General features: G+C 74.9%; 11 protein-coding genes. All 11 read right to left on the bottom strand.

Features of this window, described 5'->3' with window-relative positions; translation table 11 throughout:
• Positions 1–4: 4 nt before the first annotated feature.
• Entirely contained in the window at positions 5–979 is a 975-nt protein-coding gene (locus tag E1B22_RS11015) for an ABC transporter ATP-binding protein (protein WP_135226121.1), read from the bottom strand.
• A gap of 104 nt (positions 980–1,083) precedes the next feature.
• Positions 1,084–2,208 (bottom strand): ABC transporter ATP-binding protein, encoded by a 1,125-nt coding sequence (locus tag E1B22_RS11010; RefSeq protein WP_135225685.1) that lies wholly within the window; start codon positions 2,206–2,208, stop codon positions 1,084–1,086.
• A 181-nt stretch (positions 2,209–2,389) separates the two neighbouring features.
• Positions 2,390–4,171: a gamma-glutamyltransferase family protein gene (locus E1B22_RS11005; RefSeq protein ID WP_135225684.1), complete on the bottom strand. Its 1,782-nt coding sequence runs from the start codon at positions 4,169–4,171 to the stop codon at positions 2,390–2,392.
• Between the two features lie 140 nt (positions 4,172–4,311).
• Complete coding sequence (locus E1B22_RS11000; protein ID WP_243123384.1) at positions 4,312–4,845, bottom strand: chromate transporter; 534 nt, start codon at positions 4,843–4,845, stop codon at positions 4,312–4,314.
• 297 nt (positions 4,846–5,142) lie between these two features.
• On the bottom strand, positions 5,143–6,069 hold the full coding sequence (locus tag E1B22_RS10995) for an ABC transporter permease (RefSeq protein WP_135225683.1): 927 nt from the start codon (positions 6,067–6,069) through the stop codon (positions 5,143–5,145).
• Positions 6,066–7,025 carry an ABC transporter permease gene (locus tag E1B22_RS10990; protein ID WP_207669870.1) on the bottom strand — a complete coding sequence of 320 codons (960 nt, stop codon included), beginning with the start codon at positions 7,023–7,025 and terminating at the stop codon, positions 6,066–6,068. The genes E1B22_RS10995 and E1B22_RS10990 overlap by 4 nt, the downstream gene beginning before the upstream one ends.
• Positions 7,026–7,371: 346 nt before the next feature.
• A complete protein-coding gene (locus E1B22_RS13535) occupies positions 7,372–9,951 on the bottom strand; it encodes an ABC transporter substrate-binding protein (RefSeq protein ID WP_243123383.1) in 2,580 nt (859 codons plus the stop codon).
• A gap of 538 nt (positions 9,952–10,489) precedes the next feature.
• The gene (locus E1B22_RS10970; RefSeq protein WP_135225682.1) at positions 10,490–11,473 is read right to left on the bottom strand and encodes an NAD(P)H-quinone oxidoreductase; all 984 of its coding nucleotides are present in this window, start codon (positions 11,471–11,473) and stop codon (positions 10,490–10,492) included.
• A complete protein-coding gene (gene paaI / locus E1B22_RS10965) occupies positions 11,470–11,967 on the bottom strand; it encodes a hydroxyphenylacetyl-CoA thioesterase PaaI (protein WP_135225681.1) in 498 nt (165 codons plus the stop codon). Before paaI ends, E1B22_RS10970 begins: the two co-directional genes overlap by 4 nt.
• A gap of 188 nt (positions 11,968–12,155) precedes the next feature.
• Positions 12,156–13,481, bottom strand: coding sequence for a phenylacetate--CoA ligase family protein (locus E1B22_RS10960; protein ID WP_135225680.1), 1,326 nt, complete (start codon positions 13,479–13,481; stop codon positions 12,156–12,158).
• A 417-nt stretch (positions 13,482–13,898) separates the two neighbouring features.
• Complete coding sequence (locus tag E1B22_RS10955) at positions 13,899–14,651, bottom strand: molybdenum cofactor guanylyltransferase (RefSeq protein ID WP_135225679.1); 753 nt, start codon at positions 14,649–14,651, stop codon at positions 13,899–13,901.
• Positions 14,652–14,906: the final 255 nt, after the last annotated feature.

The following is a 14,906-nucleotide window of genomic DNA, read 5'->3' as shown; positions in this document are numbered from 1 at the left end:
GCCGTCAGCTGGCCTGCCCCATCGCCTCCTCGGCGAAGTGGCACGCCACCCAGTGGCCGGGTCGGATGGGCCGCCAGGCCGGTTCCTCCCGTCGACACCGGTGCTGCGCCAGGGGGCAGCGGGTGTGGAAGCGGCAGCCGCTGGGCGGCCGGGCGGGGCTGGGGACGTCGCCCCGCAACACGATGCGCTCCCGCCGCCGCTCCGGATCGGGTTCCGGGATGGCCGACAGCAGCGCCTGCGTGTAGGGATGGGCCGGCCGGGCGTAGAGCTCGTCGGCGTCGGCCAGCTCCACCAGCCGGCCCAGGTACATGACGCCGACCCGGTCGCTGACGTGCCGCACCACGTTGAGGTCGTGGGCGATGAAGAGATAGGTCAGCCCGTAGTCGCGCTGCAGCTCCATCAGGAGATTCAGGATCTGCGACTGGATGGACACGTCCAGGGCGCTGACCGGCTCGTCACAGACCACCAGCCGCGGGCGCAGGGCCAGGGCGCGGGCGATGCTCAGCCGCTGGCGCTGGCCGCCCGAGAACTCGTGGGGCAGCCGGCGGGCGTCCTGGGCCGTCAGGCCGACCCGTTCCAGCAGTTCGGCGACCCGGCGCTCCCGCTCCCGGCGGGGCACCCCGTGGACCACCAGCGGCTCGGCGACGATCTGGCCCGCCGTCATCCGCGGGTCCAGGGAGCCGAAGGGGTCCTGGAAGATGATCTGCATCTCCCGCCGCAACCGCCGCAGGGCCCGGGCCGGGAGGCGGGTGATGTCCTGGCCGCGGTAGCGCACCCGGCCCCCGGTCGGCTCCACCAGGCGCAGGATGGTGCGCCCGGTGGTGGTCTTGCCGCAGCCGCTCTCGCCCACCAGCCCCAGCGTCTCGCCCTCGTACAGGTCGAAGGAGACGCCGTCCACGGCGCGGATGAACCCCTCGACCCGCCCGAAGACCCCGCGGCGGATGGGGTAGTACTTCTTCAGGTCGCGCACCTCGAGCAGCGGCGTCGACGAGCCCGACGCCCCCGCGGCCGCCGCCGCGGCCGGGGGTGGGGAGCCGCCGGGGTGGGCGGCCCGTCGCGCGGCCCCCAGGGCTAGGGCACGGGTCACGGCGCGGTCACCTCCTGGACCGACGGCGCGTGCAGCCAGCAGCGGGCGCCGTGGTCGGGCTCCAGCTGGACCCAGGGCGCCGGCTGGCTGCGGCACACCGGCATGGCCTCGGGACACCGGGGGGCGAAGGGGCAGCCCGGCGGCCGCCGGGAGGGGTGGGGGACCGCCCCCTCGATGGCCGGCAGCGGCGTCTTGCGCGGCGTGTCCCGCCGGGGGATGGAGCGGAGCAGGCCCGCGGTGTAGGGGTGGCGCGGCGTCTTGAAGACCGCCCCCACGGGCCCCTCCTCCACCACCTCGCCGGCGTACATCACCACCACCCGGTCCGCCATCTCCGCCACCACCCCCAGGTCGTGGGTGATGAACAGGATGCTGGTCCCCAGCCGGTCGCGCAGCGCCCGCAAGAGGTCGAGGATCTGGGCCTGGATGGTCACGTCCAGCGCCGTCGTGGGCTCATCGGCGATCAAGAGGCGCGGCCGGCAGGCGACGGCCATGGCGATCATCACCCGCTGACGCAGACCCCCCGAGAGTTCGTGGGGGAACTGGTCCATGCGCCGTTCGGGGTCGGCGATGCCCACCTGGCGGAAGGCCTCGAGGGCCAGGGCCCGGGCCTCGCGCCGGCTGCAGCGGCGGTGCACCCGGATGGCCTCGGCCACCTGCTCGCCGCAGGTGTAGACGGGGTTCAGGCTGCTCATCGGCTCCTGGAAGACCATGGCGATCCGGTTGCCCCGGATGCGCCGCATCGCTCGCTCCCCGGCCTGGGCCAGGTCCATGCCCTCGAACCGGATCCGCCCCCGACGGATCCGCGCCTGGGGTTCGGGAAGCAGGCGCATGATGGACAGGGCGGTGACGCTCTTGCCGCAGCCGCTCTCGCCGACCAGCGCCACCGTCTCGCCTTCCCGGATCTGGAAGGTGGCGCCGCGGACGGCGTCGAAGGGCCCGTCTTCGGTCTCGAAGCGGACCCAGAGGTCCTCGACGGCCAGCACCGGCGCCGGGGCACCGGCGCCGGGCGGCTCCGGCGCCGACCGCCCGGGAGCCCGGGCGGGAGCGTCGCGGCCGTGCGGAGCCGGTCCGCCGGGTTCGTCCCGCTCCGGCGCCAAGGTTTGGCCAGGCCGTTCCGTCACGCCGTCGCACCTCCTCCTCGTGGACCGGGGTCGCGCCCCCGGGTCTTGGGCCGGGGGCGCACCGTCCGCGTCTCCGCGGCGGGGTCGCGCCCTCCGCGTGGGGGCGCACCCGGCGCACCCTTCGAGTCTCGGAACGGGTCGCACCCTCCGAACGGAATTGCGGGTCACCGGAACCCGCGGTTCACAGCCCCAGGGCGACGCCGCCGTCCCGGGGGTCCGCCGCGCCCTCGTAGACGCCGCGATCCAGCACGCGGATCAGCATGGCGGATCCCCCGGCCGCCCAGGGGCCGACGCCCCGCAGTACGTGGCCCCGCCGCAGCAGCTCGGCGGCCGTCTCGGCCGGGAAGCGCGACTCCAGGCGCAGCTCGAGGGGCGCCTTGAGGCTGATGGGGTCGGTGCCGGGGAAGCTGGTCCAGCGCGGCGCCGCCACGGCGCGATAGGCGTCCATGCCGAAGTCCAGCACGTTGACCAGCACCTGCAGGTTCCACTGGGGCTGGCCGTCGCCGCCGGGCGTGTTGCCCACCAGCACCAGCTCACCGTCGCCCAGCCCGTCGCTGCCGGCGCCGCCATCGCCGGCCCGGGCGCCGGGGGAGGGGGTCGCGGGACCACCGCCCGCGGTTCGCCCGTCCGCCGCTCGGGATCCCGCCGTGGCCGGCGCCGGCGCCGGCGTGCCGTCGGCATCCGCCGCGGCCGGCGCCCGCGTGACCAGGTAGGTGTTCAGCGTGTGCATGGTGCGCTTGCCCGGCGCCAGGCCGTTGGGGTGCTCCTCGCTCAGGACGAACCCGCGCCCCGCGCGGTTGTTCAGCAGGATGCCGGTCCCCCGCGCCATGACGCCCGCCCCCCAGAGGGCGGAGATGCTGTGGATGAACGAGACCGCATTGCCCTCGGCGTCGACGACGACGAAGGAGGTGGTATCGCCGTCCACCTCGCCGGCCGCGGGCGCGTTGTTGGCCCGCTCCAGGTCCAGATCCCGCCGGCGGCGGGCGGCGTACGCCTTGCTGAGCAAGCGGTCCACCGGCGCCTTGACGAAGCGCGGATCGCCCAGGTAGGCGTTGCGGTCCGCGAAGGCCAGCTTCTTGATCTCCACCAGCAGGTGGACCACGTCGGGATCGGTGGGCGACTTGCCGGCCAGGTCGAAGCCCTCCAGCAGGTTCAACATCTCCAGCAGGATCAGACCCTGGGACGGCGGCGCCGTCTCGAACACGCGATAGCCGCGGTAGGTGGTGACCAGCGGCCGGTAGACCTCGACCTCGAATGCGGCCATGTCCTCGGCCGTCAAGAGCCCGCCGGCGGCCTGGGAGGCGTCGCCGATGGCCCGGGCCAGCTCCCCCTTGTAGAAGGTCTCGGCGCCCCCGGCGAGGACCCGTTCGAAGCTGCGGGCCAGGTCGGGATTGCGCAAGATGGTGCCCGGTCGGGGCCGGGGGCCCGCCGCCAGGTAGACGGCTGCCGCCTCGGGATCCCGGGCCAACTTGTCCGCGCCGGCGGCGATGTTGGCCGCCAGGCGGGCATCGATGGGGAAGCCCTCCCGGGCGTAGCGGATGGCCGGCGCCCAGAGCTCCTCCAGGGGCCTGGAGCCGAAGCGGGCGTGCATCTCCAGGTAGACGCCGACGGCGCCGGGGACGGCGACGGACCACCAGCCCTCGAAGGGCATCTCCGTGTGGCCCGCTGCCCGGTATCGCTCCACGGTGGCGGCCATCGGCGCGGGGCCGCTGCCGTTGAAGGCCGTCACCGTCCGGGTGCGGGCGTCGTAGACCAGGGCGAAGGCGTCGCCCCCCAGGCCGCACATCTCGGGCATGGTGACGCTCGTCACCGCGGCCACGGCCAGCGCGGCGTCGACGGCATTGCCGCCGCGGGCGAGCACCGCCAGGCCCGCCGCGGTGGCCAGGGGCTGGCCCGTGGCCACCAGCCCGTTGCGGGCCCAGACGGGGCGTCCGGGATCCGACGTCAGCGCGGGATCGATCATGGCGCTCACCTCACGATGCGTGTTTCGACGGTGGGATCCGGGGAGGGGCCGGGGGGCACGGTGGCTCCGTCCCGCACCGCCACCCCGGGCGCCTCCTCCGTGCACCGCCGTCCCCGACGGTGCCCCAGCGGCAACCGGCGCTAGATCCGGAGCACCGCGCCGGTCACCAGGGCCAGCGCCACCACCAGCGCCGGGTTGACTCCCGCGAAGAGCAGCACGGCGCTGACGGCCCCGATGATCCAGGTGGCGGCGCCGGGGAAGGAGCGGGTGCCCAGATCCCACGCCACCTGGAGCATCAGCGCCACCGCCACGGGCTTGACGGCGTTGAGGGCCCCGGCCACCGCCGGCGAGTGCCGGTAGGCCTGGAACAGGCCCACCAGGGCGATCATGGCGATGGCGGTGGGCGCCACCGCGGCGGTGGTGGCCACCAGCAGGCCGAGGAGACCCGCGACCTTGAACCCGATGAAGGCGGCCAGCTTGGTGGCGATGGGCCCGGGCAGGGCGTTGCCCAAGGCCAGCGTCTCGGCGAAGCCGGGTTCGTCCATCCAGTGATACCGGTCGACCACCTGTTCCTTGATGAAGGGCACGACGCCGGGACCGCCGCCGAACCCCAGGAGGCCGCTCTGCCCGAAGGCCACGGCCAGCTGCCACAAGCGCTCCCACGACACCGGCACCCTCGTCCCTCCTTCCGAGCAGGACCGCCCCCCGGACGGACCCGGGCGGCCGAGCAGGACCGCCCCCCGGACGGACCCGGGCGGCGGGCGGACCTGGCATGCCCTCGGGCGGGCGACCGCCGCCCCCCTCCGACGCCGGTTCCGGCCGTGCACGGCGAGCCCGGCCCCCGGCGTGCGGGCGGCGCCCGCGACCCGGCCGGCGGCCGCCGGCCGTCCCCCCGCCGTGGCCCCGCCCGCCCTCGTGGGGCGCTGCGTCGGGGACGCCCGGCCGGCCCTGCCCCTGGCGTGGGCGGGGCGTCACGTGCGCAGGCGAGGGTCGAACAGGTCCCGCAGCCCGTCCCCCAGCAGGTTGAAGGCCAGCACGGTGACGAAGATGGCCAGTCCCGGCCAGTACGCCATCCACGGCGCGACGGCGAGATACCCCTGGGCGGTCCGCAGATCGTAGCCCCAGCTCGGGTTGGGCGGCTGGGTGCCCAGCCCGAGATAGCTCAGGCTGGCCTCGCTGATCACCGCCGACGCCAGGCTCAGCGTCGCCTGGACCAGCACGGGGCTCAGGATGTTCGGCAGGATGTGCCGTCCGATCTGCCAGAGGTGGCCGGCGCCCGCCGCCCGCCCCGCTTCGACGTATTCCAGCTCCCGCACCGCCAGCACCTGCCCCCGCACCAGGCGGATGAAGGTAGGGGCGAGGCTGATGCCGATGGCGATCATCGCGTTGCCGAAGCTCGGTCCCAGCACGGCGGCGATGGCCAGGGCCAGCACCAGCGACGGGAAGGCCATCAGGGCGTCGGTCAGGCGCATGATGACCCATTCGTCCCAGAACCCGCGGAAGTAGCCCGCCACCAGGCCGATGGGCAGGCCGATGGCCAGGGCCAGCCCGACGGAGATCAGCCCGGCCAGGAGCGAGACCCGCGCGCCGTAGATCAGGCGCGAGAGGATGTCCCGGCCCAGCTCGTCGGTGCCCAGGGGGTGGGCGACCGACGGGGGCTGCAGGACGGCGCCGTAGTCGGGCTCCTCGGGATCGTAGGGCGCCAGCACCGGCGCCAGGAGCGCCACCAGCCCGAGCAGCACCACGACCGCGGCCCCCAGGGTCGCCAGCCGGTGGCGGACGAACCGGCGCACCGTGCGGCGCCACCCCGGAGCGGGCGGGGTCCCGGCGGCGGGACCGATCCCCTGGCCGCCGGGGTCGGGGACCGGGGTCGGCACCGGCTCCGGTTGCAGGCTCATGCCCGGCTCCCTCCCGTCACCTTGATGCGCGGGTCCAGCCACGCGTAGAGGATGTCGACCACCAGGTTCACCGCCACCACCAGGCACGCCGCGACCAGGACCGCGCCCTTCAGCGTGATCAGGTCGCGGCTGAAGATGCTGTCGACGATCAGCCGCCCGAACCCCGGGATGACGAAGATCTGCTCGGTGATCACCAGCCCGCCCAGCAGGCCGGCCAGCTGCAGCCCGCTGACGGTCAGCACGGGGACCAGGGCGTTGCGGGTGGCATGGCGGACGATCACACCCCAGCCGCCGAGGCCCTTGGCCCGGGCGGTGCGCACGTAGTCCAGCCGCAGCACCTCCAGCAGGCTGGACCGCATCATGCGCATCAGCACCGCCGACTCCCGCAGGCCCGTGACGACGATCGGCAGGATCATCGTCTTGAGGTTCTGCACCGGGTCGACGGTCAGGGGCACGTAGCCCGACGCGGGCAGCCAGTTCAGCCGGACGGCGAAGAACAGGATGAGCATGAGCCCGAGCCAGAACTGGGGCACGGACAGGCCCGCCAGGGCGAGGACCGTGCCCGCGTGGTCGGCCACGGTGCCGCGGCGCGTGGCGGCCAGGATGCCCGCGGGGATGGCGACCAGGGCGGCCACCAGCATGGCGCCGACGGCCAGCTCCACCGTGGCCGGCAGCCGCTGGGCGATCAGCGTGGCCACGGGCGTGCCGTCCACCAGCGATCGGCCGAGGTCGCCCCGCAGCACGCCGGCCAGCCACGTCAGGTACTGGACGTGCAGCGGCCGATCGAGACCGTGGGCCCGGTTGAAGGCGGCCACGGCCTCGGGCGACGCCTCGGGGCCCAGGATGGCGCGCCCCGGGTTGCCCGGCACCACGTGGATCAGGATGAACACCAGCAGCGTGACCAGGATCAGCACGGGGATGCTGAGCAGCAGGCGGCGGACCACGAACTGCAGCAAGGGCTCACCTCCCCGCCGCCGGGCAGGGGCGGGAGGCCGTCCTCCCGCTCCCACCGGCCCGCGCGGTGCAGGGCGCCGGACCCCTTGGGGCCGGGGGGTCCGCCGCGGCTGCGGGCAGTCCCTCGCCGCCGCGGGCGGCCCCTTCGCCGCCGGCGACGATGCGGCGCTGCGGCGGGCATCCGGCGTCAGAGCCGGCGCTCCCGTCAACCGCCGCGCCGGCACCACCGCCATTCACCACCGCCGGCCCCACCACCGGCACCGCCGCCGGCCTCACCGCCGGCCCCGCCGCCGGTCTCACCGCCGGCACCGGCGGCCCGGCGGGTCCGGTCCCCGCCCCCCGCAGGCGTCACGGCGCCTTGGTCAGGTTCTCCGTGCGGATGATGCCGTCGGGGTAGTTCACGAACCCCTGCACCTTGGCGGAGTACGCCTTCACGTTCTTCGGGTAGTAGAGGTAGATGTAGGGCGCGTCGCGGTGGACCTGCTCCATGACCTGGCGGTAGAGCTCGACCCGCTGGTCCATGTCCAGGACCTGCCGCGCGCGATCCAGCAGCCGGTCCACCTCCGGGTTGCTGTAGCGGGAGTCGTTCTGGCTGCCGTCGGTGTACAGCCACGGGTAGATGTTGCCGTCGGGATCCGGCCGGCCGCTCCAGCCCAGGGCGGCCGCCTGGAAGTTGCCGTTGTCGGTGTCGTCCAGCAGGCTGCCGAACTCCACCTGCTGGATCTCCATCTCGATGCCGGCGTCGGCCAGCATGTCCTTGATGACCTGGGCCACCTGCTGGGTGACGGGGCCGGTGGCCGTCTTCAGGGTGAAGCGGAAGCCGTCGGGGTGGCCGCCCTGCTCCAGCGCCCTCTTCACCGCGTCCAGGTCGCGCTGGGGCGGCTCGCCGGACGCGGCCGCGGCCGGGCTGGACGGCGGGAAGGGGCCGTAGCCGGGATCCGCCGTCTCCTGGAACACCACCCGCACCAGGGTCGCCCGGTCGATGGCCAGGTCCACCGCCCGGCGCAGGTGGGGGTTGTCGAACGGGGCCTGCTGGGTGTTGAGATAGATGCCCTGGAACCCCAGGCCGGGTCCGATGTCGACCTTGAGGTTGGGGTTGGACCGCAGGTCGGCGAGGGCCTGGGCGGGCACGGTGTCGATGATGTCCAACTGGCCCGCCTTGAGGTTCACCACCTTGACGTTGTCGTCGGTGACGACCTTCCAGACGATCTTGTCGGCCTTGGGCAGGCCCTCCTTCCAGTAGTTCGGATTCTTCACCAGGACGATCTGGTCGCCCTTGATCCGGCTCTCGAACATGAAGGGGCCCGAACCCACCGGGTGCTGGGCGAACTGGTCGCCCTTCTCCTGGATCGCCTTGGGCGACGCGATCATGCCCGCCCGGTCCGTCAGGGTGTAAAGGAGCGGGCTGTAGGGCTGCTTCAGCACGATGCGCACCGTGTAGTCGTCCACCTTCGCCACCCGCTCCACGGCGGAGAGCTCGCTGTAGCGGGCGGAGTCGGGATCGAGGTAGCGCTCGAGGTTGAAGACCACCGCGTCGGCGTCCACCGGCGTCCCATCGTGGAACGTGACGCCCTGCCGCAGCTTGATGGTGTACACCTTGCCGTCGTCCGAGATCTCCGGCAGCGACGCGGCGAGCTCGGGCACCACCTGGAGGTTCTCGTCGAGATCGTAGAGCTTGTCGAAGATGCTGTTCTGGACGTAGCGGTCCACCAGCGCGCTGGACATCGCCGGATCCAGGTTCGGCGGATCGGCGTTGATGCCGATGGTGATGGTGCCGCCGCCGGCCGCGCCCGTTCCTCCGGACGAACCGGCCGGTTGCGGGCCGCTGCCGCCGTCACCGGTGGCGCCGCTGCCGCAGCCCGCCAGGAGCAGCAGGGTCGCCGCCGCCAGGGCCAACCAGCGCCGGCCCCGGCCGGGCCGGCCGGGATCGCGGTGGGTGGCGACGAGCGTCCCTCGGCCCCTTTGCCCTCCCACGGGGCGCCGCGGTGCCCGCGGTCCCATGGTCTCGGTTCCCTCCCTCCACGCCATGGTCCGACTCATGGCGCTGTGACCTCCTCTCCCTCCTGGTGATCCACCTCGGGGGGCGGGGGCGGCGCCCCGGGGTTCGGTCGCCTTCGGCCCCGTCGGCGCAGCGGGCGGCCAGGGGGCGGGCCACGCGCCCCGCCATCCCAGGAGGCGGCTGAGTTCCCGGGCCGCCGCCTGCACCGCCGCCACCATCGCCCCCACCGGGCGCCGACCCAGGCGCTGCCGCGGCCCGACGATGCTGACGGCGCCGATCACCTGGCCCAGCCCGTCGAAGACCGCGGCGCCGAAGGCCTGGATGTCCACCTCCACCTCCGAGTCGCTCTCCGCGTAGCCGCGCCGGCGGATCTGCTCGAGGTTGGCCAGGAGCTGGTCGCGGTCGGTGATGGTGCGCGGGCCGCGGCGCACGAAGTACGGCGACCGCAGGTAGGCGTCGATCTCCTCCGCCGGCATGTGGGCCAGGATCGGCTTGTTGGACGCCCCCGAGTGCAGGGAGGCGAACCGCCCGACCTCGGCCGCCATCCGCACCGGGTGGGGGCTGTCCACCTTGGCGGCGCAGACGCTGCGCCAGCCGGCCCGCAACATCAGCACCGACGTCTCGCCGCTGGCGTCCGTCATCCGCTGCAGCAGCGGCATCGCCAGCCGGGCGACGTCGAGCCCCTGTTCGGCGATGCGCCCGGCGACCAGGAAGGCCGGCCCCAAGCGATACCGCCGGGTGACGGGATCCTGCAGCAGGTACCCGTGTTCCTGGAAGGTGGCCAGGATCTTCGACACCGTCCCCTTGGGGAGGCCGGTGGCCGCCGCCAGCTCGCCCACGCCCCACTCGGGGGTCGAGGCGGAGAACTGCTGGAGCAACCGCAGCGCCCGCCCCAGGGACTGGATGGTCGTGCGTCCCGCCGCCCTCACCTCCCATCGGGCTCCATCCCGCGGTCGAACCGGCCGGGACCGGCGGCGCCGGGACCGGCTCCCGGCGCCGCTTCGGGACGCCGCCTGGCCGCCTGATCGGCCGGGCGTCCGGCCCGGCATCCGGCGCCTCCGGGCATCCCGCGGCGCGCCGGCTGCCGCCGAGCTCCCTCCCCATGCCGCCGCGCGACCACCCCACCATGCCGCCGCCCGGCCGCCCCGCCATGCGGCTGCCCGCACGGTGGAGCAGCCGTCCGGCCGCCGGGGTTCTCCGGCCCGCGCGCCGCGGCGCCGGGGAGTCGTCGCCGCATAGCCCGCCCGCGGTTTCCTCCTGCGAAACATCGTTTCTCTCCCGGGAGATTGACATCGCCTATTCGCGGCCTTCGCCAGGATTCCTGCCTGCTCGTCCGGATTTGGACACGAAAGAGACGGCCCCCGGCGGGAACCGTCACGGGCTCGGATCCGCCGGGGGCTCCACAGATCTGCGAGCCACGGGGCGGACGGACGGCCTGGGTGCCCTGGCGTCGGGATGCCCCGTCGCTCAATCGACCCGCAGCACGATCTTGCCGATGTTCAGGTTGCGCTCCATGTACCGGTGGGCCTCCCGCACCTGATCCCAGGGGAAGACCCGGTCGATCACCGGGCGGATCGCCCCGCGGGCCAGCTTGGGCAGCACCCGCACGGCGAATTCCCGGGTGAGCTGGACCTTGTACTCCAGGCTGCGGGAGCGCAGGGTGGTGCCCGTCACCTGCAGCCGCTTGCCCATCAGCCGTCGCAGGTCGAAACGGTCTACCACCCCGCCGCCCATGGTGGCGATCAGGACCAGCCGGCCGTCGGTCGCCAGGCACTCCAGGTTCTGCTCCCAGTAGGGCGCCCCGACGAAGTCGAGGATCAGGTCGACCCCGCGCTCGCCGACGGCCTCCCGCAGGGCGGGGGCGAAGGGGCCCAGCTTGTAGTTCAGCGCCACCTCCGCGCCCAGCTGGCGGCAGGCCTCGAGCTTCGCCTCGCTGCCGGCCGTCACCGCCACCCGGGCGCCCGCATCGCGGGCCAGCTGGATGGCGGCGGTGCCGACGCCGCTGGCGCCCGCGTGGATCAGCACCCACTCGCCCGCCCGCAGGCGCCCGATCCAGAAGAGGGTCTGGTAGGCCGTCAAGAAGGCCTCGGGGATGGCCGCGGCCTCCTCGAAGCTCAGGTTGGGGGGAACGGGCAGGGCCATGGCGGCCGGTACGGTGACGTACTGGGCGTAGCCGCCGCCGGGCAGCAGGGCGAAGACCCGATCCCCGACGCGCCACCCCTCGCATCCCTCGCCCAGCGCCGCCACCTCGCCCGCCGCCTCCAGGCCGAGCAGGGGGCTGGCGCCGGGCGGCGGGGGATAGAGCCCCCGCCGCTGCAGGATGTCGGCCCGATTGAGGGCCGTGGCCCGCACCCGGACCAGCAGCTCCCCCGGACCCGGGGCGGGGGTCGGCACCTCGCCGAGCACCAGGTTCTCCGCACCCCCCGGTTGCCGAACCAGCACGGCCTTCATCGTTGCGCCTCCCCGTCATCGCGCGAAGGTCCTGGGCGAGCCGCACCCGCTGGGCCGGCGTCGGCGCCAAGGGGGCCGGCGCCGGGGCCAAGCCGCGGTGGCGATCCGCCCCCGGGCTCTTCGCGAAAGACCCGGCCGTGCCCTGCGGCCACCAGGCGGCCGTCGGGATGGCGCCGCACCGCCAACCGGTACAGGGCCGTACGCCGTCCGCGATCCTCCTCCCACGCCTCGGCCACCAGCCGCTCGCCCGGCCGCGCGGGCGCCACGTAGTGCAGGCCCACGTGGAGGGCCACGGCCGGCACGCCGTGGCTGTTGGAGGCGGCGGCGTGGGCCGCATCGGCCAGCGCGAAGACCGCCCCGCCGTGCCCCACGCCGTGGAAGTTCGCCATGTCCGGACGAACCGTCATGGACAGCCGGGCATAGCCGGGCGCCAGGGCCTCGAGGTGGATGCCCAGCAGCCGGCAGAAGGGGTCGGCCGCGATCCGCTCCCGCACGGCCGCGGGGACCGCGGGCTCCCGCGTCGCCGCCGGGCCCGGCGCCCCCGTCCCCGCGCCGACCGGGCGGGGCCGGTGGGGTCCCGGCGCGTCGGGGGGCGCCTGACCCCCCGCGCGGGCCGGCCCCGGTGGCGGCTCCGGCGGCGGCCCGGGTGCCGAACCGCGGGGCCCACGACGGGGATCCGCGGTCACGGGCTCACCTGGCGGCGGTCGACCACCCGCACGGCCTTCCCCTCGCTGCGGGGAATGGAGCCGGGCGCCACCAGCCGCACGTCCACCTGGAGGCCCAGGGCCCCGCCGAGCACGTCGGCCACTCGTGCCTCCAGCCGGCGGGCGACCTCGGCCCCGGGGTCGAACCCGCCCCACGCGCCGGTCACCGCGGGCGCCGGCTCCACCCACACCTCGATCCGGTCCAGCGCCCGGCCGCGGTCCACCACCAGCTGGTAGTGGGGCGCCAGCTCGGGGATCTTGAGCAGCTGGTACTCCACCTCCGAGGGGAAGACGTTGACGCCCCGCACCACCAGCATGTCGTCGACCCGCCCCTTGATGCGGCTCATGCGCACCAGGGTGCGGCCGCACCGGCAGGGTTCGGGGTACAGGGCGGCGATGTCGCCGGTGCGGTAGCGGATCACGGGGAAGGCCTCCTTGGTGAGGGAGGTGAACACCAGTTCGCCGTACTGGCCGGGCGGCAGCGGCTCGCCGGTCTGGGGATCCACCACCTCGGGAAGGAAGTGGTCCTCGTTGATGTGCAGCCCGTCCTTGGCCTCGCGGCACTCGTTGGCGACGCCCGGCCCGATCACCTCGCTGAGCCCGTAGATGTCCACCGCGTCGATGCCCAGGCGCGCCTCCAGCTGCTGCCGCATCGACTCGGACCACGGCTCCGCCCCGAGGATCCCGTAGCGCAGGCTGGTGGACCGCGGGTCGATGCCGTGTTCGTCCATGGCATCAGCCAGGTTCAGGAGGTAGGAGGGGGTACAGGCGATGCCGTCGGGGCGCAGGTCCTGGATCAGCAGGATCTGCCGGGCCGTGTGGCCGCCGGAGGCCGGCACCACGGTGGCCCCGACCCGCTCGGCGCCGGCGTGCAGGCCGAGCCCGCCGGTGAAGAGCCCGTAGCCGTAGGCGTTGTGCAGGACGTGGCCCGGCTCGCCGCCCGCCATGCAGAAGCAGCGGGCCACGCACTCCGCCCACACCTCCAGGTCGTGGCGGGTGTAGCCGACCACCGTCGGCTTGCCGCGGGTCCCCGAGGAGGCGTGGATGCGGACCACGCGCTGGAGGGGCTCGGCGAACAGGCCGAAGGGATAGTGGTCCCGCAGGTCCTGCTTGGTCATGAAGGGGAGCCGGGCCAGGTCCTCCAGGTGGCGGAGGTCGTCGGGCGCGAGGCCCCGCTCCGCCATGCGCCGGCGGAAGAGGGGGATCCGGTGGTACGCCCGCTCCACGGTGGCGCGCAGGCGCTCCAGCTGCAGGCGCCGCAAGGTGTCCCGGGACGCCGTCTCCACATCCCGGTCCCAGATCATGGCGATCCCTCCCGTGACGCAGCCGCCCCCGCCGCGCGGGTTCGCGCGGCGGGCGGCGTATCCCCCGTCGGGGAATGTTCCGCGCGCCAAGCGGTCGAACCTCCCGGCGTGACAGCAGGCGTCCACCGCCTCGCGGGACGGGAGGTCGACGGGGACACGTCGCCGGGAGAGGCGGTCGAGGGGGCGCGCGGGCTGCGGCTCGGGCGGTCGGCGGGGACGCGCCACAGCGCGGTGCGGTCGAGGGGGGCACGGGGGCTGTGCTCGGGCGGTCGGCGGGGATGCGCGACAGCGCGGTGCGGTCGAGGGGGGCGCGGGGGCTGTGCGTGGGCGGTCCGAGGGGATCTGCCGCCGGACGGGGAGGTCAAGGGGGCGCTCGGCGCCGCCTGCGGCGAACGGGGCGGGCTCGGCCCGTCCCCGCTACCCTCCGGGGAGACCCGCGGGCCCGGGGGAGTCCGGGGGGAGCTGGCCGCGGCGCCAGGCCGCCCAGTCGGCGGGCGTGTTGAGGTTGACCAGGCAGCGGAGATCGGGGTCGATGGTGCGCAGCTCGGCTTCGTCCACCCACGCCACGCGCACCCCCGGAGCCGCCAGCAGGGCCCTGAGCGGGGGACGACCCTGCTCCAGCAGCGCCTCCGCCACGGGCGCCAGGCGGCGGGCGTAGACGGCCAGCAGGGGCTCCGGCCGGCCCCGGCGCAGGGGGACCACGGCGTCCACCGGGGTGCCCCGCCGCTCCGCCTCCAGCGCCCGCTGGACCAGGAAGCGGGCCACCGCCGGCGTCAGACCGGGCATGTCGCACGCGACCACCAGGCCGTAGGCATGGCGCATGGCCTCCAGCCCCGCATGGAGCCCCGCCAGGGGTCCGCGGCCGGGGAGACGGTCGAGCACCACGGGCAAGCCCAGGTGACGGTAGCGCCCCGGGGGCCGGTCGACCACCAGCACCTCGGCGCACGTGGTGGCGAGGGTGCGGGCCACGTGGAGCAGGAGGGGCCCTCTGGCCGTCGGCAGCAGCGCCTTGTCCCGCCCCATGCGCCGGCTCTCCCCGCCGGCGAGGACGAGGCCGGTGACGGGCAGGGCCCGGGCCGGCTGGGGCGCATCGCCCTCGGCGTCGGGCTGCGGTTCGGGTCGGGTGGCGGGCGGTTTCGCTCGGGAGGCCGGCACGGCGGCTCCCCCCATGCAGCGCAGGGCCTCCTGACGGCCATCGCCGCAGCCGGCGGCGGGCTGCGGGGGCGGGTCCGGCGGGGGACGAACAGCCTGCAGCCCCTGATTCGCCGCGGGCGTCTCGGCCTCCTGCGGGCTGCGGGGCGGGGGCGTCCGGAGGCTGCGGGGCGACCGCGGCATCCGCGGGCGGTGCGCTGGGCAGTGGCGGCCCGTTCGTCCCGCGCCGGCGCTTTCCCGACCGAGGAGCGGCTTCCCGCGGCGTTCCGCAGC

The organism is Thermaerobacter sp. FW80, from assembly GCF_004634385.1.
GTDB lineage: Bacteria > Bacillota > Sulfobacillia > Thermaerobacterales > Thermaerobacteraceae > Thermaerobacter > Thermaerobacter composti.
This window is presented reverse-complemented; position numbering and strand designations above follow the sequence as displayed.